Source organism: Anaerocolumna xylanovorans DSM 12503 (genome assembly GCF_900143645.1).
Classification (GTDB): domain Bacteria; phylum Bacillota; class Clostridia; order Lachnospirales; family Lachnospiraceae; genus Anaerocolumna; species Anaerocolumna xylanovorans.
The window spans coordinates 67,074-86,622 of sequence record NZ_FRFD01000013.1 but is presented as its reverse complement, the minus strand read 5'-3'; the positions used below and the strand labels follow the sequence as shown (position 1 = coordinate 86,622).

The window sequence follows — 19,549 nt, the reverse complement described above, 5'->3', positions numbered from 1 at the left end:
CCTTTATTTCAATATTTTATTTTTCAAACCAAAAGTTCCGTCCTGAATAAAAAGCTCCTTATCCATTTCTTTCAGTGCAGGACTTACGATTGGTTTAAAATCCATGCGGTCCAGAATATCCTCTTTCAGCTTAAGGCCCGGTGCAATTTCCGTAAGCACCACTCCCTCTTCTGCCAGCTCAAAAACCGCCCGCTCCGTAACGATTACGACCATCTGTTTTTTCTTTCTTGCAAAGGGTCCGTTAAAGGATATCTGTGCTACCTGACTTACCATTTTCTTAATCTTGCCTTCTTTTTTGATAACCAGCTTACCGTCTTCAAAGCCGTATTCCGCCCCTCCTGCCGTAAAGGTTCCAAGAAAAACCACCTTCTTGGCGTTCTGGGTGATATCAATAAATCCTCCGGCTCCGGTACACCTGGTTCCCATTTTGGTAGAATTGACATTACCGGAGCCATCCAGCTCTCCCAAACCCATAAAAGTCAAGTCAACTCCTGCTCCGTTATAGTAGTCCATCTGCTCATGGTGTCCGATCATGGCACACAGATTCTGCCCGATGCCAAAATCAATGCCTCCGGCCTGTACTCCTCCGTAGATACCGGATTCCACCGTTATCATAATATCCTCGGAGATACCTTCTTCACTGCAGATTTTACCCACCATATCATTTGGGATACCGGTTCCTAAATTCACCACCGCACCGGGGTATAACTCCAAGGTTCCCCTTCTGGCTATAAATTTTCTCTCATTAAAGGGTGCCGGCTCGATATTGCCCCAAGGCACCCTAAGCTGCCCGCAGTAAGAGGGGTCAAAGTACCAGGAAGAGGTCTGTCTGTGATCTGTGAGAGGATTCTCACAAACTACAACGGCGTCTATAAATACTCCCGGAACCGTTACCTCTTTGGGATTAAGGGTTCCGAAGGCCGCTACCTTCTTAACCTGGGCGATTACCTTGCCGCCATAACGCTTTGCCGCCATAACCGCCGGAAGTACCTCCAGCTTCATGGCTTCTTCCGTGGTTGTCAGATTTCCCATTTCATCACAGACAGTACCGCGAATAAGACAAATATCAATGGGAATCTCCCGGTAAAACATGTATTCTTCCTCTTTATAAGTCAGGATTTCCGTAATGTCTTCCAGCACCTTGGTCCTTTCATTCATTTTACCGCCCTCAATGCGGGGATCGATAAAGGTCCCAAGGCCGACCTTTGACATTTTCCCGGGAAGTCCGCAGGCCATGCTCCGGTATAACTGGGCTATCTGCCCCTGTGGAAGGCAGTAAGCCTCTACCTTATTTTCTGCTATCATTTCCATCCACTTCGGCTGAAGTCCCCAGTGGGAACCAATAATCCTTTTCACCAGTCCCTCATGGGCTAAGTGCTGGATTCCGTCTTTTCTGTCACTTTGCCCGCAGGAATGGAGCAGTGTCAGGTTCTTTGGATGCCCTGTTTTTTCATAGCTCTTCTCAATTTCTTTTAATATGGACTCGCTGGCACTGACCAAAGTCATTGCTACAGGACACAAGGTATCCCCGTCCCGGATCATAGCTGCAGCTTCCCTTGCTGTCACAAAATTTGCTTTTATCATATTGGATTCCTTTCAAACATTTCCCTGATTATTTTTTTATTCGTCTTCATTCCGGCAGTCTTAGGTATCTCGTCAAGAAAGAGGTATTTGACCGGTATCTTAAACTTTGCCATTTTAGGCTCTAAGGCTTTCCTGATATCCTCTGCATTTACCTTCTGCCCCTTCGGAATAACAACAGCTGCTGCAGCTGATTCCCCATAAAGGGAATCTTTTATTCCGACTACTGCGGCATCCTTAAGAAAGGGCAGCTTTAAAAGTTCCTCTTCCACATCCGTACACCATATCTTCTCGCCGCCCCGGTTAATCATATCTTTCTTACGGTCAACGATAAATACATAGCTTTCCTCGTTGCAGTACCCCATATCGCCGGTATTAAGCCAATGCTCTGAATCAATAAGGCTTGTATCCATCTTATAATAACCGCCGGTAACTACATTTCCCCTTATCCATACTTCACCGGTTTCAAGATATCCTTTCTCATTTCCTTCCTCATCCAATATCTTGAGTTCCAGCCCGGGGACAGGCTTTCCGGCTGCACCGGCGAAAATACTGGTTGGTGCATCCCCCGGAAATATAACAGCAGGTGATGAGGTCTCTGTCATACCGTATACTACCTGAATCTTAGCCTGCGGCAGCCACTTATGAAGCTCTCTTAGTTTTTCCGTCGGCATATAACTGCCTCCGCAGGCGAGGATTCTTAGACTCGTAAGCATGGGATATTCCTCCTTATGCTCTAACATCAGGCTGTATACGGTAGGAGCTCCATGCATAAAGGTAATACCGTTTTGCCTGATGCACTCCAGTATCCTTACGGCATCATACCGTTTATACAGATAAACCGTTCCGCCGGTGAATACAAACAGGCCCAGGAGTGCTACCATACCGGTAATGTGATAAACAGGCACCGGTATGATGGTTTTATCCTGTGCAGTAATACCAAGTATCCTATGGTAAATAGCAACTGCATTCATGACATTGTAATTCCGAAGCACTACCCCCTTACTCCTGGAGGTGGTGCCGGAAGTAAACATGATGATTACTTCATCCGATAAGTTCCCCTCCCCCACACTTTCTTCTCCGTAAAAGCCGCTTCGTAAAAGATGCCGGAATCCAAATCCCGCTTCTTCGTTTTCTGACTCCAACAGTCTGATACCTGCCTCCTCATAAGGCTTCATCCAGCCTTTAAAAGTCTCACTGAATATCAGTACATCCAAATCCGCTTTCATAATCAAGTGCGCTGCTTCCGTTTCCTTGTATTTCGTGGGAAAGGGAACAGCAATGGCGCCTAATTTTACAACTGCAAAAAATGCCGTACAAAATTCAATACTGTTATGTAAAAGCAGCCCTACGTGCTTTCCTTTGGTTACTTGCAGGTTATTTTTCAGCCACCAGGCCATTTTGTCCGTCATTGCAAGAAATTCACGATATGAATAGGAGCGCTCCCAATTATCGCAAAATAATATCTTATCCGGGTACCGATCCGCTGACAACCTCAATGCGTGATACAGGCTGCTTGGCATATCGGTATAGGATAGAACCTGTATCCCGTTAAACACTGTACTCTCCATATCCTGGGTAATGGAGTCATCCCATAGTGTGCTTCCTTTAATCATACCCCGCCTCTTTTCCATGTTAAGTTAACCATATCCAATGATACGAGTGTTTGGTATCATTTCTGATAATGTATTCATCAAGCAATTGCATTTTATGAGAGCGCTCTCATAAAATATTCATGCATTTATCATAATACCAAGTCTATACTTTTGTCAATTATATAGAATCACCATTTTTAGCTTTTAATTTTGTGCATATTTTTATTTAAAATTTTAAATATCTAAGCATTCTTTATCACCTGATGAAATTCCTATATATTCTCTGTATAAGCGCGAACATTTTTTGGTACCGCTCTCACTACTTTTAACTTTTCATATATATTCCTATGTGCTATAATGATACTGATGCAACACTATTATACTTTGAATTTTTCGGAAATGAGGGATATGTTTGTCCAAGAAAATAGATATTGAATATATTGCTAAGGAGGCCGGTGTTTCCCGCTCCACTGTCTCCAGAGTGCTTATGAACAGCACAAAGGTAAAAGAAGAAACAAGAAACAGGATATTAGAGGTAATGGAAAAGGCAAATTATCATCCCAGCATTGTAGCCAGAGGACTGGCTACCGGCAGACTTAATATGGTTGCCCTCATTGTAAGTGATATCCGGAATCCCTTTTATGCAGAGCTCATCTGGGTTATTAATAACAGTCTTCGGGAAAAGGGCTATCTTATGACCCTATATAACAGCTCCCAGATAGCCGGCGAAAACGACCAGCATTTACAGAAGCTTTTAGATTATGGTTTTTCCGGCATTATTATAGCGGATGCCCGTAATGAAAAATCCTTCGGAGAAATTTTAAAAGGTGCTTCCTGCCCCATTGTACTCGTTAACCGTGAGATTGATTTTATGGCAGGGTATGACAGTATCTCCATAGACAATAAAATGGGCGGCTATCTTGCAACCACCCATCTGCTGTCCTTGGGACACCGGAAAATAGCAATGCTTCGGGGACCGGAAATATCCACTACCAGTCAGAAGCGGTATGAAGGATATCTTCATGCTTTAAAGGAATATCATGTTGAGCCTGTCCCATCTTATGTCCACTGCGGGACCCTGAATATGGAATCCGGCCAGCAATTTGCCCGTAAGATACTGATGCGCCCCGATGCTCCTACTGCTGCTTTTATCGGGGGCGATTTGATGACCTATGGCGTAATGGACGAATTGATACGGAACGGAATACGGATACCGGAAGATGTCAGCATAGTAGGTTTTGATGATATTCCCTTATCCGGCACCAGCTTTATCAATCTTACCACTATAAGCCATCCATATGACAAGATAGGGACTTTGGTAGCAGACCGGATTATAGAACGGATTAACGGTAATGACGAGCCTATCACAAAGATAGTCCTGACCCCCACCTTAAAGGTCCGTTCAAGTACAAGGGCGCTTATTTGAACTTCCCGCCTTGCTATTGCATTTAATGTTTATGGTAATATAAAAACCTAGCAGATTCTTGGAAGTCCTTCTCCGTATAATACATCGATAACACGGCTTCCTCCAAAGGCTGTTGTCATTACAACTTTTGACCCAGCCTGTATGGTGCCGATTACCGCAGCATTTTCACCGTACCGGGATTCTTTCATTATCTGCAATGCTCTTTTGGCATCCTTTTGTGCTACGACAGCAATTAACTTTCCTTCATTTGCCATATAAAGAGGATCAAGTCCTAATATATCGCAAAAGCCCTTTACCTGCGGGCTGACAGGAAGTGCCCTTTCCTCTATCTCTACCTTGCAGGAAGAGGAAGCAGATACTTCATTTAGAACTGTGGCAAGTCCGCCTCTGGTCACATCCCGCATACAGTGAATATCAATTCCTGCCATTATGAGATTCATCACGATTTCTTTTAAAGGCGCACAATCGCTCTTGATATCGTTCTCTATTTCCATCCGGTGGGACATAATAGCCGTATGGTGCTCTCCTAAGTTACCGGACAGGAGAATGATATCCCCCTCCTTGCAAGCCGAAATACTGATTCCTTCTCTTTCAATCTCACCGATTCCGGCAGTATTGATGTAGATACCGCCTTTTCCTTCTATCACCTTGGTATCTCCCGCCACAATCTGGGCTCCTGCCTCTTTCGCTGCTGCTGCCATAGAGGCTGCAATATGTTCCAGGTCCGTAAGAGAGGCTCCTTCTTCTATGATAAAGCCGGCCGTTAAGTATTTCGGATTAGCTCCCATCATAAGAAGGTCATTGACCGTACCGCAAACTGCAACCTTTCCGATGTCTCCTCCCTTAAAAAACATAGGCGTTACTACAAAGGAATCCGTGGTAAAGGCAATCTTTTCTTTTACCGTAAGAACAGCACTGTCTTCCATTTTTTGCAGGACCGGATTGGAAAAATGCTTTACAAAGACTTCATTTATCAAGCTCGTTGTCTGCTTCCCTCCGCTTCCGTAGGACATATCAATATGCATATTAACCTCTTTCCTGAATATTCAATCTCTGATTGAATATTCGATAATTGGTAGTTGAAAAAACAGCATTTTTGTTTTTTCAACCTAACCGCTTCTCATTACCGGTTCTTATACCAGATTCCGCAGGCTCCTTCCGAGGATACCATGCAGGGACCCAACGCATCCATAGGCGTGCATCTCTTACCAAAAGCAGGACACTCTATGGGCTGGATTCTTCCCAGTATGACATCGGTACAGCTGCAGCCCTTCGGAAGAGTTTCTTCTGCAAAGGCCTCTTCGCTTCCGGCATCGTATTTTAAGAATTCTTCCCTGAGCCTAAGTCCGGAACCCGGTATAGTGCCGATTCCCCTCCAGTAGGCATCACAGGGTTCAAAGTATTTCATAATTGCACCAAAAGCCTTTTCATTTCCTTCTTCCTTTACAGCGCTGGTATATAGATTCTTTACCCGGTATTCTTCCGTACTAAGCTGGGTCATTATTTCATAGATAGAGGCTAAGATATGCTCTCCCTCAAAGCCTGTTACAACAAAAGGCTTTTGGTATTTTTTTGCTAAAGGCTCATATATCTTGCTGCCAATAATAACACTCACATGTCCCGGGCATAAAAATCCGTCAATCTCCTCCTTCTCACAAAGATAAGAGAGCGCAGGAACTATGGTCTTTACCGCAATAAGAAGCTTCAAGTTCCGAATCCCCTCTTTTTCCATCTCCTCCAAGAGGATGGCATAAAGAGGAGCCGTGGTCTCAAAGCCTACTGCTGCAAAGATATAATTTGTCTGTGGATTTTGCTTTGCAAGGGCAAGGGACTGCAAGGGGGAATAGAGATAGCTTATCTGTCCGCCCAAAGCCTTTGCCTGAGTCAGGGAATACTCACTTCCCCGCACCTTCATCATATCGCCAAAGGTAAGCACCTGATGGTTTTCTTTCAAAGAGTATTCTACCAGCTTATCAATATAGGCTGAAGGTGTTACGCATACAGGGCAGCCAGGCCCCGATATCAGTCTGATTTCTGCAGGCAATATGGAACGGATTCCTGCCTTAAAGATACTTGCGGTATGGGTGCCGCAGACCTCCATAATCTTAATTGTTCTTCCTTTATAGCCCTTAAGCTCCTTCTTTACCTGCTCCAGTGTCATTTCTTATAACCTCATCCAATTCTGCAAAGATATCTATCATTTCCTGTGCTGTTTCTGTCTGTACCACTTCAATGGCAAAGCCTGCATGGATAAGAATGTAGTCGCCTAACTTGGCGTCCACAAGGCTGATATTTGCCTCAAATATATTTCCCATGATATCGGCTTTGGCAGTGTCTCCATGAATCTCAATTATTTTTCCCGGTATTGCTACGCACATATTTGCCTCTCTTCCTGCACATGTTTTCTGCTCATACATCCCTTTCTAATCCGATAAACGCCTGCCCCAGGCTGATACAGCCATCTCCCGGGGGAACTGACTCATTGCGGTAAACATTAAAACCGCTTTCTGTCAGCAGCGCCTTGACCTTCTCTAAAAGCAGCGTATTTCCAAACACTCCGCCGCTTAGTGCGATGTCATTTATATTCTGATTTCTATTTATTTCTTTACATAAAGTAAGGACCGCTTCCGCAACCGCATAGTGAAAACCAAGAGCCAGAGCCCCTGTTCCTTCTGTTTCTTTTAACTGTACCAGGCTCTTTAAAACAGGTGCCGGGTCCAAAAGATACATTTCCTCTTCTTTTTTGATTGCAAATTGGAGGCTGACAGGTTCTGCTCCATTTATAAGGGCCTTTCTTGCCTCCTGTTCCAGTAAAATGGCCGCCTCTGCTTCATAACGGTTTTCCATACAGATACCAAGAAGGGCGGATACTCCGTCAAAGAGCCTTCCCATACTGGAGGTAAGATAGGTATTGGTATTGCATTTCAATGCTGCTCTTATAAGGGGTGTCCTCTCGTCCGGCAGTGCCTTCTCAAGGCCTTCCTGTAACAGATAGCACAGAGCAATCTTTTTCACATCCTTTAAGGAAGCATCCCCTCCTATCAGGGAAGTATAACGCAAATGTCCCGCTCTTGTAAAGTCTCCGCCTTCACAGATTAAGAACTCGCTGCCCCAGATATTCCCGTCCGTACCATAACCGGTGCCGTCAAAGGCAATCCCCAGTACCTTGCCCTTTAGGCGGTGTTCTGCCATGACTGAAGCAATATGGGCATGATGGTGCTGCACCTGTAACAGGGGAAGCTTTAGGCTTCTGGCAAATTCAGCGGAGAAATAGCCGGGATGCATATCGCAGACTGCAAGCTTTGGTTCTGCTGAAAAGAGCTTTTTTAAATCCTTATAAGAGTTCTCATACTCCTTTAGGATATCATACTCTTCTAAGTCCCCGAAATACTGGGAAAGTACCGCTCTTCCCTCCTTATAAAAGCAAAAAGCAGCCTTTAGATCCCCGCCGGCACAAAAGATATCCGCCCCGCTCTTTTCCATCAAAAGAGGAGAAGGCACATACCCCCTGCTTCTTCGTATCATCTGCGGTTTTCCCATTGTTATCCTTACTACAGAGTCATCAACAGAGCGGAGAATTTTTCTTTGGTGATACAAGATGCCGTCCAGATACCCGCTTTCTACGCCTAACATCTCTTCATCCTGTCTTATGATAGGCTTGCCCGACTCATTGGCACTGGTCATAATCAGCGGTCCAAGCTCTTTCGTCAAAAGCAATTGAATGGGCGTATAGGGAAGAAAGGCACCAAGGTAAATGCTCTCTTCGCTGACTTCCTCTGCCATTTTGCGCCTCTTCTCATAAAGCAGTACAATGGGCTTTGCCTTGTCAAGGAGAAGCTTTTCTTCTTCCATTGAAACCTTGGCATATTCCTTAACCGTATTGATATCCGGAAAGCACAGGGCAAAGGGCTTCTTTTCCCTTCCCTTTAAGAGCCTAAGCCGTTTTACAGTCTCAGGTGAAAAGGGCGTGCAGACATAATGATAACCGCCGATTCCTTTCACTGCAATAATTCCGCCATTTTTCAGTGCTGTCAGAGCCTCCCTAAAGGCATCTTCCCCTTTGGTAGAGCATGGGTTGTCCGAAGACCTGCCGCCCTTTTTGTCCTTCCATAAAAGATAAGGGCCGCAAGCTTTGCAGGAGATGGTTTCCGCATGAAAACGCCTGTCTTCCTTGGAGGTGTATTCCCCCTCGCAGGTTTTACACATGGGAAACTCCCTCATTACTGTGGTCTGCCTGTCATAGGGCGTTTGCTCTAATATAGTATATCTGGGCCCGCAGGCGGCACAACTGATAAAGGGATGATGATATCTTCGGTTTCCTTTTTCTAGCACCTCTTTGGCACACTTATCGCAAAGTCCGATATCAGGCGTTAAAGAAAAAGTATGAAGGCTTTCTGCGCTGGATTTTATAATAAAACCCTCTTTATTTCCTTCCGTTAAAAACCTCTCCTCTGTAATATCCTCTTCTTCCACAGCATGAATTTCATAGTCCTTGCCCTTATTATCCTTAAGTTCACCTAAAAATGCATTAAGAACTTCCCCTGGCGCTTTTGCTATGATCTCGACAATTCCGCCGAGGTTACATACACTTCCATCCACTCCCAGCCGCACCGCCAGAGAATATACAAAAGGGCGGAAACCCACCCCCTGTACCAGACCATATATCAGATAACGCTTTATAACGTTTCCTTTTTTTCCTTTATCCACTTCACTACTTCCTCATAGCCTTCTCCGCTTTTTGCAGATACTTTGATAACGGGAGCTGTCTTATTCTGGGCGCGGACGCCTTTTAAGAAGAATTCCTCATCAAAATCCACATAGGGTATCAGGTCGCATTTATTCAGCAATATAATATCTGCCTTTTCAAAAGCCAAAGGATATTTATATGGCTTATCACTGCCTTCGGTAACAGTTGAAATCAGCATTTTCACATGCTCTCCAATCTGGAATTCCGCAGGGCATACAAGATTTCCGATATTCTCAATGAAGAGTACACCGGGTTTCAGAGGCAACTCTCCTGCTGCCTTTTCAATAAGAGGAGAATCCAAATGGCAGGCACCGCCTGTATTAATCTGGATGGCATCAACACCCAGAGACTGTAAAAGCTTCGTATCAAAGTCTGCTTCAATATCTCCCTCAATGACATAGGAAGTGATACCGGAAAGCCCCTTGATTATCTGTACCAGTGAGGAAGTCTTGCCAACACCGGGCGCTCCCATTACATTCACGGCAAAGATTCCTTTTTTCGTAAAGCTATCCTTTGTCTGTGCCGCTACTTCGTCATTTTTATCGTACACAGCTTCCATAATTTCGATTTCTTTTGTCTCTTCCATGCTAAACCTCTTTCCTGAATATCCAATCTTTGATTGGATATTCCATAATTGGTAGTTGAAAAATTTATTTTTCAACCAAAGCCGCCTTTCTTATATAAGCTTATGCATACCGCAAGCCTGCCTGCGATAATGCTTTTTTATTTATCATACAAATGCAATGGGTGCTGCCGGAAAACACAAGCATCCCAGCCGCACCTCTATGAAGTCTCGTTATTTAATCTCAATAGATTTTAAATAGAATTCCTTCCCAATCTCTGTAGGCTCTCCCTCTCCTTTACAATAAGGACATTCAAAGGAAAAAGGACGTCTTTCAAAATATTCCCCACAGGAAGTGCATTTTAATTTTGGTTTTACCCTTTCAATATTAAGCTTTGCCCTTTCACAAAGGGTCCCTTCTGCTATGATATCAAAGTACAGGTTGATAGACTCCCCTACATAACCGGAATAGTCTCCCACCACCAGATTAATGGCTTCAACAGAAGAGGCACCCTGCTCTTTTGCATACTTTTCAGCCATCTCAATTATGTGCTGGGTAATAGGATACTCATGCATTGGTAAACTTATCCTTTGATTCACCATAGGATGGTGTTGTGTAATGATTATCCATGGACAGGCATTTCTTAGGGCATACCTCGCTGCAATAACCGCACTGGATGCACTTTAACCTGTCGATCCCCCAGGAAACAGAAGCCTTATCGACCTGGATTGCCCCCGTAGGACAGCGTCTTTGGCACATACCGCAATAAATACACTGCGGCATATCAATCTCTATCTTTCCCCTGGTACGCTCATATTTATCCTTTTCCTTTAAAGGATAAAGCGTTGTGTAAGGACCATGAAATAAGCTCTTAAACAGGGTTTTTGACATATTAAGTATGGCCATATCGTTTCACTCCATTCTGGTTTGTTACTTATCTTTTAACTCCCATACATCTCGCAAGTTACTTGCGAAACTGCCATAAATCAAAAATAAAAATTACTATTCAAACTTTCAAACTATCTCTCCGTACAGCTTATGCAGGGATCAATTGTTAGGATAAGAATTGGTACATCTGCTAAAGAACAGCCCTTTAAGGTCTCCAAAAGTGCGGGTACATTGGCAAACGTCGGTGTTCTGACTCTCACTCTGTCAAGGAATTTCGTACCGTTTGCTTTTGCATAATATATTACCTCTCCTCTCGGCTGTTCCACTCTGGTGAAATATTCACCATTGGGATTTCCCACTACCTTCGTTTTTATTTCACCTTCCGGAATCAGGCTGATTGCCTGTCTTATCAGGTCAATGGACTGGAATATTTCCTTAATACGTACAGTGGTCCTGGCATAAGAATCACCGTCTGTATCAATGATGGGTTCAAACTTCAAATATTTATAAGCTGCATACCCCTGTGTTCTCATATCAAAGGGAAGGCCGCTGGCTTTTGCCATAGGTCCTACCGCTCCCAAATCATGGGCCAGCTGCTTTGAAAGTACGCCCACGCCCTTGGTACGGTATTTTACAGAAGAATCTTTAAAGAACACGGCTGTAAGCTCCGTAAGTTCCTTCTCGATAATATCCATTGATTCATTGATTTTCTTTAATGTCTCGCTGCTTATATCTTTTCTGACGCCGCCGATATCGCATACGGAAAAAATAACTCTGCCTCCGGTGGTTTCTTCGAAGATATCAAGCACTCGCTCCCTTAAACGCCAGGAATGCATGAAAAGGCTTTCAAAGCCAAAGGCATCTGCCAAAAGTCCAAGCCATAAAAGATGACTGTGCATTCTGGAAAGTTCTGCCCAGATAGTTCTTAGATAGTCGGCCCTGTCCGGAATCTTAACATCCATGATGCTTTCAATGGACATGCAATAGCCCATTCCATGCATAAAAGAACAGATCCCGCAGATTCTCTCTGCTACATAAGTGTATTGCTGGAAGTCTTTCTTCTCTACCAGCTTCTCAAGTCCTCTGTGAATGTATCCAATCTGCGGAATTGCTTCCACAACTGTTTCATCCTCCAGCACCAAATCCAGGTGAATCGGTTCCGGCAATACCGGATGCTGCGGCCCAAAGGGGATTACTGTACGTTCGCTCATGCCTTCTCCTCCTTCTTCGCAAATGGTGTTTCTATCGGTATTCTATATAACTGATTATTAAAATCAAGAGTAATATTTCTTATCTTTGCACCGAATAATTCCTTGATTTCATTTTCATAAAGAAAAGCATAGGAATAAAGCGGGCTGATACTGTCAACTTCCGTGTCTGCATCAATTTCCAGTCTAAGATTAATAAAGTCATATTCCTTATCAAAAGAATAAGTAAGTTCTATTCCTTCTTTTGCTGTAGCAGATATAGCCACAAGACGGTATCCTTCATGATTTAACGAAACAGCATGGGAAAGAAGCTCTCCTGTCTGTATCACTTTTATATTTTGTTCCATAATTATAACCATGCTCCTTTCAAAGTCTGGAGACTTTGTGCGCAGCACAAATCTCCGGTTGAAAAAATGTAATCTTTCAACCTTCACCTTCATTTCTGCACTGCCTTTTACATATTCCAAGCTTGTGGTCGCAGCGCAGACACAAACTGTCAAACGAAAGATTTGAAACTTCTTTTACTTTTTAACGGCTGATTTCTTCTTAGAAAGCGCCTTCTGCTTCTCTTCCAGAACGGCCAGAGCCTTCACAACCCCGTCAATAATGGATTCGGGACGGGCAGCACAGCCGGGTACATATACATCAACAGGCAGTACTTTGTCTACGCCGCCGACAATATTATAGCAATCGGCAAAGATTCCTCCTGAGGTCGCACAGATACCTACGGCTACTACCACCTTAGGTTCCGGCATCTGCTCATAGAGCTGTTTTACAATAGGTATATTCTGCTCATTGACGCTTCCCGTAATCAAAAGGATATCCGCATGCTTCGGATTGCCTGTATTTATAATGCCAAATCTCTCCACATCATACAGAGGTGTAAGACAGGCAAGTACTTCGATATCACAGCCATTGCAGCTGGAACCGTCATAATGTAATATCCACGGTGATTTCTTGACAAAATTCATAAGAACCTCTCTTTTTAGCAGCAATATCTATTCTGCTGTTTGTCTGATATATTATTTAAAATAGGACAGTATGATTAAATTCAAAGAACCTAAAACAGCGGTTACAATCCATGCTGACTTTAATGCAAAGTTCCATTTCATTCTGGCAAATCCGTTATCAATTAAAATCTCCAGGAAATATACCAAAAAGCAGGCAATAATGCCAACCAGAATGCTGATTGGATTTTTCGTGGCAAAGAAAAGGAAGATAAACGTAAATGCTATGATTTCCTCATACCAGTGCGTAACTTCTATTACTGCCAGATCCTTGCCGGAATATTCTGTCGTAATACCCTGTACAATTTCCTGATGACCGTGATGGGACATACTAAAGTCAAAGGGTGATTTTCTTAACTTAAAGGTCAGTATAAATACAAATCCAAGGAACATACCCGGCAGATATACAATTGCCGGAATATCATTTTTTACAATATCGCTGACAAAGAAGCTCTTATCTGCAAGATAAAAACCGATACCGGTAAGAAGCACCATCGGCTCATAGGCCATCATCTGCAACAGCTCTCTTTCGGAACCCACCAGACTGTAAGGTGAATTGGAAGCATAGCCTCCCAGGATAAAGAGAACAGAGCCAAGAGTTAATGCAAACACCGCCAACAGGATATCCCCACCAACTAAAAGTATAACAGCGGTCAATATAACAAAAATAAGGGACAGGTATACGTAAAACCGGTGCATCAGATTAACTTCTATCGGTTCCTTTTGTATCAGCTTAAACACATCATAAAAAGGCTGCAGTATCGGCGGACCCTGTCTGCCCTGCATTCTTGCAGTTATTACCCGGTCTATCCCGGTAAGCAATCCGCCTACAATAGGCGTTAATATTATTATGGCTAAAATTTTGATAATTAACATTATTTTGCAAGCCCTCCAATTAGAAGTATTATGCCAAGTACTAAAATAAGAACAGCAATGATATTTCCTATATAAAGCATCTTCTTACTGTCAAAATACTCGGTAAGGTACCAGTTACGCATCGTGGCCTTGCGCTTCTCTCCCAGGCCTCCATAGAAGGTCTCGTTATCTCCGGTATTTTCACCTGCCATATAAATCGGTACAATACGTCTCTTATCTTTCTTGTAAATCGGAATAAAGCTAATCGGAATGATAATTAGCATGGCTAACATCATAATCATCAGATTCACATCGCTGGTGCCAATGGGTATCACGGCATCTTTACCAAAAAGCTCTGTAAGGTAAGGAATCAGAGCATAATCCGATATAAAAGGAAATGCAAAACAGGATACTATTACAAGAATTGCATGGATTGTAATAGGTATCTCTTCGTGAATGGAAAGCTTGTGGTCATTTTTTTGTTTCTTATTGGAACCGGAAACCAGCTTACCCATCCACTTTGCCCAGTAGAACAGGGTAACGGCACTTCCGTAAGCAATTACTACAACGGATAATATATGCTTGGAATCAATAAATGCTTTCATTGCTACCCATTTGGAAATCAGCATCCCAAAGGGTGCTAAGAACATACCGGCAATACCGATAAACATAAACAGGTTCAACTTTCTGGACACCTCTGCCAAAACGGCCATATCTTCTACGTCACGGCTTCCTATCTGGTGTTCAATCGATCCTACGCAAAGGAACATCAGGGACTTGGAGGAAGCATGGAATATGATCAAAAGGATGGCTGCCCATAAAGCCTCCTGGCTGCCAATGCTTGCACAGATTACGATAAGACCTAAGTTTGCTACGGTAGAGTAGGCAAGAATCTTCTTGCCGTCACTCTGTGTTACTGCTGCTAAAGAGCTAAGAAGGAAGGTTACACATCCGATTCCTGTAACAGCAATTCCAACCGGTGAATTTCCAAGTAAAGGTGCCAGTCTGATAATCAGGTAAACACCGGCCTTAACCATGGTTGCTGAATGAAGCAGAGCAGAAGAAGGCGTGGGTGCTACCATGGCTCCAAGAAGCCAGGAAGAGAACGGGAACTGCGCAGACTTTGTAAGGGCCGCCAGAGCAAGTAAAAATACCGGTATCATGACCGCGGCTTCCGGCTGCATGGAGGTCAGCACGGACAGTTCCAATGTCTTGTAATGGATTCCAATAAATACGATGGCAAAGGCAAAAGCGACACCGCCGCCTAGATTAATTGCCAACGCACGATAAGAATTTCTCTTTGCTTCTTCTGTTTTCGTATAGCCGATAAGCAGGAAAGAACAAAGAGATGTAATCTCCCAGCAAAAATACAGCCAGGTCATGTTATTGCTTAATACAAGCCCGAACATGGCTGATAAGAATAAGAATAATACGGACAAGAAAAAGGATTTTCTTTCGGCATATTCTTTATGATGGTGGTGGTAATCCCTCATATACCCAACTGCATAAATGCAGATAAGGCTTCCGATAATACCTACGATAAGCACCATAATTCCGGACAGCTTATCATACACCATGTCTTTTGCAACCTCTATTTCATGTCCTCTGGCTAATTCAAACCATAAAATAAGGGGGGTCTGGATAATTGAAAATACAGATACAATGTACTTCTTGTCCCTTATACCTATTGTGATAACGTAGCCTGCTATAAGGACTTCTAAAACCATTATGAGGTATGAGATTGCTTCCTCTCCCTGATAAGAGAAGGTAATGCCGTTCTGAAAATACGTAACAGTCACCAGTACGGCTAAGAGGGCAATACAGGCTGCCCCAATAGTAACAATAGCGCCTCTGATTTTATCATTTCTGATAAGAAAGGTTAAAACAGCTATTGCCAATGGAAATAAAATGAGTGTGGTTATTAAGTTCATATTTGTCACCTTGTCGTCATTTTTTTAAGGCATGTCATAAGAAATGCAGTCTTTTAAGACTGCCTTTTAAACAACTATCCTTTTATTCATCACATTATACGTGATTATGTCTAATTATACACCTAAATAGTTTACAATGCAAAGCTATTGTTTACTTTTTGTATAAAATTTTCTGATTTTAGAAAGAATTTTTTGTCTAATTGTTTAAATTTTAACAAGATTTATTCGTATATTGTATAGACAGTTCCATCGTATGATGAGGTTAGTTTTGCATTTATATACGTATTATTGACAATACATCTTCAATTGATGACAGCCACCAATGTATTACAAAAAATACAAAATAAAATATTAACAATGTTTTTTTGCTGCCTTAGTCCTTTGAATTAACTATTAATGGAAATATCTCCAAAAAAGACCTCCTGACAGATGCTCTATGCAATCCATCCAAAGGCCTTTGTAGTCAAAATCAGTTATCGGTGTTTGTGTCCGTGCCAGTATCTTTAAAAATCTCCGGATAATCTTCCTTTATGGAATTATCCATTTCTTCCAGTACCATTGTCTGCTTGGTTATTGTATAGAGACAGCGCATCTGGGCGTATATCTCTTTTGCTTTTTCAAAATATCCTTGTTTATAAAGAAGTTTAAATTTCATAAAAAACAAACCCGGTAAAAATCTTAAGCTGTTCTCCTGAATGGAAAAATCAATACCTTTTTCAATGAGTTCCTCGGCTTTTTCATACTTTTCCTCATTGAGAAGCTGATAGCTTAAATTATTGAGAGTATTTTGGTAAATCTTTTTTGAAAACTGAGATGCCTGATACATCGGATAGGGTGATGACAAAACGTAGTTTTCCAAAGTATACAGTAAATCAAATAATATTTTAAGTCCAATATCTTCCCTATTAAGCGAAATATAATCCAAACCCATACAGCTTATAATTGATAATCCAACATTGGAATATGTACTTTTTCTAATGCTATCCAGAGTAAAGGATGGATTTTCTATCATAATACCTTTAAGACAATGGTTTAAGGAAGAAGTATAGTTCTCTTCAAAGGCAGCGCAGATAGCCTTTGCATAATAAATATGCTGTAAATTCTCACCTTTCTTGAAATCCTTATGCTTTTCATACTTCTCGGCCAAGCTCTTGATTAATCCCATATCTCCTTTTGCAATAGCATTATTTAATGCCTGGATACCCTCAAATCCGATAATTGTATTTACGGAAAAATACATTTTGAAATATTCATTCAAATCCATATTAAATTTGATAGATAACTGGTTCAGTAAGTAAAGGGAAGGCTCAAAGTCTCCCTTTTCAATACGGTAAATCTGTTTCGGAGTACAGATATCCTTCGCCAGCTGCTCCCTTGTTAAATTTCTGGATTCTCTTAGTTCCCGCAGGAATACACCAAAATGCTCATAACTCATATGTCTTGTCCGCCTTTTCTTTCGATGGACATAAGTGTCCATTTATATGAAAAAAATACAATGCTATAATCTAATCATCAATAAATTTCTATCTGAAAGGAGGGTATAACATGAAGAAATTTACAAAGGTACGTTATATTATTGCATTATTATTGGTTCTTGCCACTGTTTCAAGCATAGCTACGCCAACCAGAAGTACAGGCTTAATAACAACTTTAGGAGAGCCTGGATTTAACTGGCTCTTAGAAACAAGATAGTTATCCATAATGTATTATAGCATATCCTGGAAAAGGTTACAAATTTTTTGGCTCTGCCGAGACACATATAATTTGATGACCTGGCTTTTATGTATTTCGGCAGAGGGTACGCACCCATAATATGAAATATTTTAAAAGATTCATATGTTCTTAACTTAATAACTAAAGAGGATGAGCATAACTGCCTAAAGGCAGTGACGCAAAGCTACAGGGCCTAAGCCTTACAGGTATGGCAGCCAGTTGCAATTATTTCCTGTGAAATATAGTCAAAAATAATATAAGAGGCTGATCCACTTGTGATTTGAAAAGTGAGGGGTTTTAATGAGCAAAAGAGGCAGCAGTATCAACAGTGTCCACAAGATACCCAAGAGTACCGTTTTTGACGATATGTGCGAGCGGTACAGTGTTATAGCTGAGCAGACAAACCTAATTATTTTTGACATGAATTTTGTGGATGATAAGCTCTATGTGTCTGATAATTTTATTGAGTCGGCAGGGATATCCGTATGCAATAAGAAAAACATATTAAAATGTCTTCTTGAAACAAAGTACATACATCCAAATGATATCTCCAAATTCAAAGATTTTATAAGAGCTTGCAGCCCAAAAGGTGCTTCCGTATCCTTAACTTTCCGCAGAAGGAACGAAAAGGGTGAATATGTCTGGATTCGCTGTAAGAAAAAATGTTACTTTGATGCAGAGAATAAACTGACAAGGGTTCTCGGAACCGCACAGGATATTTCTAAGGAAATGGTTGCAAACCCATTGAAAGGAATAGATTTTTTCAAAGGACAAGCCTTGGGTCTTCCTTCCTTCAACAAGTTCGAAGCCAGAACAAAACGTATTCGCGCGAATTATCCTGGCAAAAAATTCGCAGTAATTGTGCTTGATGTAAAACGTTTTAGTGTTATCAACGATTTGTATGGTAACAAAGAGGGGGATAGTGTATTAAAATATATCGGAAGTATCTTGTCTTCCAACAAATCCAGCTGTTATGCATGCTGCAGATTATATGCAGATAATTTTGCTGTGTTTACTGAATACAGGAATGACTCCGAAATCTATGATTTTGCTTTTGTTTTGAAGCAGCGTATGAAAAAGTATCCGTTAAAGATGGAGATTGCTTTTTCCATAGGGGTCTGCCGGGTCGATCATGCTGATATGCCAATATCTGTATTATGCGAACGTGCCAATCTGACAAAGAAATCCATAAAGCATGATGTATTAAAGACTCTTGCATTTTATGAGGATTCCTTAAGAAAGCGCAACCTGGAAGATACCGATATCGAAAATGAAATGATGTCTGCTTTGAAAAATCACCAGTTTGAAATGTATCTGCAGCCCAAGATGTCTATCCCAACGACGGAAATCGTTGGTGCAGAAGCATTGGTGCGCTGGAATCATCCCGAAAAAGGATTAATCACACCGGACAATTTCATCCATCTTTTTGAGAAGAATGGTTTTATTGTCAAACTTGATTATTATATCTGGGAAAAAGCATTTCGAACAATTGCTGGTTGGATAAAAGAAAACTACCCGGTTATACCAATATCGGTTAATGTATCACGTGTACATTTTGGTAACTCTGATTTTGTAGAAAAACTGATTTATCTTTCGGAAAGGTACCATGTGCCTCCTACGTGCATTGAACTTGAAATTACAGAATCTGCTTTCTTTAATTATAAGGGGGACTTGCAGACTAAGCTGTACACCTTAAAAGATAAGGGTTTCAAGCTTTCCTTAGATGATTTCGGTACCGGGTATTCTACCCTAAATTGTCTAAAGGATATTCCATTGGATATCCTGAAGATGGACAAAGCCTTCCTTGCCGGAACTGGGGAGAACCGCAAGGAAGAAACTGTCCTTGAATATACGATTGCTTTAGCAAGAAGCCTTGGCATTGAAGTAGTTGCAGAAGGTGTTGAGAACTTCAGCCAGGCAGAATTCTTATACAGGTCTGGTTGTGAGATTGCACAGGGATATTTTTATTCACCGCCGCTGCCTGTTATTACGTTTGAAAAGTATGCTGGTCTTACCTAACCATAGAAAGCAAGCT

The 19,549-nt window shown here is 41.9% G+C and carries 18 protein-coding genes and 1 riboswitch; of the genes, 3 read left to right on the top strand and 15 right to left on the bottom strand.

The window, feature by feature from the left end; genetic code table 11:
- Nucleotides 1-3: 3 nt before the first annotated feature.
- The gene (locus BUF11_RS20265) at nucleotides 4-1,584 is read right to left on the bottom strand and encodes an acyl CoA:acetate/3-ketoacid CoA transferase (RefSeq protein ID WP_073590692.1); all 1,581 of its coding nucleotides are present in this window, start codon (nucleotides 1,582-1,584) and stop codon (nucleotides 4-6) included.
- Nucleotides 1,581-3,197, bottom strand: coding sequence for a class I adenylate-forming enzyme family protein (locus tag BUF11_RS20260; protein WP_073590691.1), 1,617 nt, complete (start codon nucleotides 3,195-3,197; stop codon nucleotides 1,581-1,583). The genes BUF11_RS20265 and BUF11_RS20260 overlap by 4 nt, the downstream gene beginning before the upstream one ends.
- 391 nt (nucleotides 3,198-3,588) lie before the next feature.
- Here BUF11_RS20260 and BUF11_RS20255 point away from each other — a divergent pair, with 391 nt between their 5' ends.
- Entirely contained in the window at nucleotides 3,589-4,602 is a 1,014-nt protein-coding gene (locus BUF11_RS20255; RefSeq protein WP_073590690.1) for a LacI family DNA-binding transcriptional regulator, read from the top strand.
- A 47-nt stretch (nucleotides 4,603-4,649) separates the two neighbouring features.
- On the opposite strand, the gene hypE is transcribed toward BUF11_RS20255, so the two are convergent.
- From hypE to BUF11_RS20190, 13 genes are all read right to left on the bottom strand, one after another.
- Nucleotides 4,650-5,627, bottom strand: coding sequence for a hydrogenase expression/formation protein HypE (gene hypE, locus BUF11_RS20250; protein ID WP_073590689.1), 978 nt, complete (start codon nucleotides 5,625-5,627; stop codon nucleotides 4,650-4,652).
- A gap of 98 nt (nucleotides 5,628-5,725) precedes the next feature.
- A complete protein-coding gene (gene hypD / locus BUF11_RS20245; protein ID WP_073590688.1) occupies nucleotides 5,726-6,763 on the bottom strand; it encodes a hydrogenase formation protein HypD in 1,038 nt (345 codons plus the stop codon).
- Nucleotides 6,732-6,980: a HypC/HybG/HupF family hydrogenase formation chaperone gene (locus tag BUF11_RS20240; RefSeq protein WP_073590775.1), complete on the bottom strand. Its 249-nt coding sequence runs from the start codon at nucleotides 6,978-6,980 to the stop codon at nucleotides 6,732-6,734. The genes hypD and BUF11_RS20240 overlap by 32 nt, the downstream gene beginning before the upstream one ends.
- Before the next feature lie 31 nt (nucleotides 6,981-7,011).
- The gene (gene hypF, locus BUF11_RS20235; RefSeq protein ID WP_073590687.1) at nucleotides 7,012-9,309 is read right to left on the bottom strand and encodes a carbamoyltransferase HypF; all 2,298 of its coding nucleotides are present in this window, start codon (nucleotides 9,307-9,309) and stop codon (nucleotides 7,012-7,014) included.
- Nucleotides 9,279-9,935, bottom strand: coding sequence for a hydrogenase nickel incorporation protein HypB (hypB, locus tag BUF11_RS20230; RefSeq protein WP_073590686.1), 657 nt, complete (start codon nucleotides 9,933-9,935; stop codon nucleotides 9,279-9,281). The genes hypF and hypB overlap by 31 nt, the downstream gene beginning before the upstream one ends.
- A 210-nt stretch (nucleotides 9,936-10,145) precedes the next feature.
- Entirely contained in the window at nucleotides 10,146-10,487 is a 342-nt protein-coding gene (hypA, locus tag BUF11_RS20225; protein WP_073590685.1) for a hydrogenase maturation nickel metallochaperone HypA, read from the bottom strand.
- Entirely contained in the window at nucleotides 10,480-10,818 is a 339-nt protein-coding gene (locus BUF11_RS20220) for a 4Fe-4S binding protein (protein WP_073590684.1), read from the bottom strand. Before BUF11_RS20220 ends, hypA begins: the two co-directional genes overlap by 8 nt.
- A 113-nt stretch (nucleotides 10,819-10,931) precedes the next feature.
- The gene (locus tag BUF11_RS20215) at nucleotides 10,932-12,011 is read right to left on the bottom strand and encodes a hydrogenase large subunit (RefSeq protein ID WP_073590683.1); all 1,080 of its coding nucleotides are present in this window, start codon (nucleotides 12,009-12,011) and stop codon (nucleotides 10,932-10,934) included.
- Complete coding sequence (locus BUF11_RS20210) at nucleotides 12,008-12,355, bottom strand: NADH-quinone oxidoreductase subunit C (protein WP_139243472.1); 348 nt, start codon at nucleotides 12,353-12,355, stop codon at nucleotides 12,008-12,010. The genes BUF11_RS20215 and BUF11_RS20210 overlap by 4 nt, the downstream gene beginning before the upstream one ends.
- Nucleotides 12,356-12,529: 174 nt before the next feature.
- The gene (locus BUF11_RS20205) at nucleotides 12,530-12,979 is read right to left on the bottom strand and encodes an NADH-quinone oxidoreductase subunit B family protein (RefSeq protein ID WP_073590682.1); all 450 of its coding nucleotides are present in this window, start codon (nucleotides 12,977-12,979) and stop codon (nucleotides 12,530-12,532) included.
- 51 nt (nucleotides 12,980-13,030) lie between these two features.
- A complete protein-coding gene (locus tag BUF11_RS20200) occupies nucleotides 13,031-13,891 on the bottom strand; it encodes a respiratory chain complex I subunit 1 family protein (protein ID WP_073590681.1) in 861 nt (286 codons plus the stop codon).
- Nucleotides 13,891-15,801: an NADH-quinone oxidoreductase subunit 5 family protein gene (locus tag BUF11_RS20195; protein ID WP_073590680.1), complete on the bottom strand. Its 1,911-nt coding sequence runs from the start codon at nucleotides 15,799-15,801 to the stop codon at nucleotides 13,891-13,893. Before BUF11_RS20195 ends, BUF11_RS20200 begins: the two co-directional genes overlap by 1 nt.
- Nucleotides 15,802-16,270: 469 nt before the next feature.
- Nucleotides 16,271-17,236 carry a helix-turn-helix transcriptional regulator gene (locus BUF11_RS20190; RefSeq protein ID WP_073590679.1) on the bottom strand — a complete coding sequence of 322 codons (966 nt, stop codon included), beginning with the start codon at nucleotides 17,234-17,236 and terminating at the stop codon, nucleotides 16,271-16,273.
- 110 nt (nucleotides 17,237-17,346) lie between these two features.
- Between BUF11_RS20190 and BUF11_RS24520 the strand changes: the two genes are divergently transcribed.
- Nucleotides 17,347-17,493: a hypothetical protein gene (locus tag BUF11_RS24520; RefSeq protein WP_175562116.1), complete on the top strand. Its 147-nt coding sequence runs from the start codon at nucleotides 17,347-17,349 to the stop codon at nucleotides 17,491-17,493.
- A gap of 164 nt (nucleotides 17,494-17,657) precedes the next feature.
- Nucleotides 17,658-17,741: riboswitch (cyclic di-GMP riboswitch) on the top strand.
- A 73-nt stretch (nucleotides 17,742-17,814) separates the two neighbouring features.
- Nucleotides 17,815-19,533 carry a bifunctional diguanylate cyclase/phosphodiesterase gene (locus tag BUF11_RS20185; RefSeq protein ID WP_073590678.1) on the top strand — a complete coding sequence of 573 codons (1,719 nt, stop codon included), beginning with the start codon at nucleotides 17,815-17,817 and terminating at the stop codon, nucleotides 19,531-19,533.
- Nucleotides 19,534-19,549 lie beyond the last annotated feature (16 nt).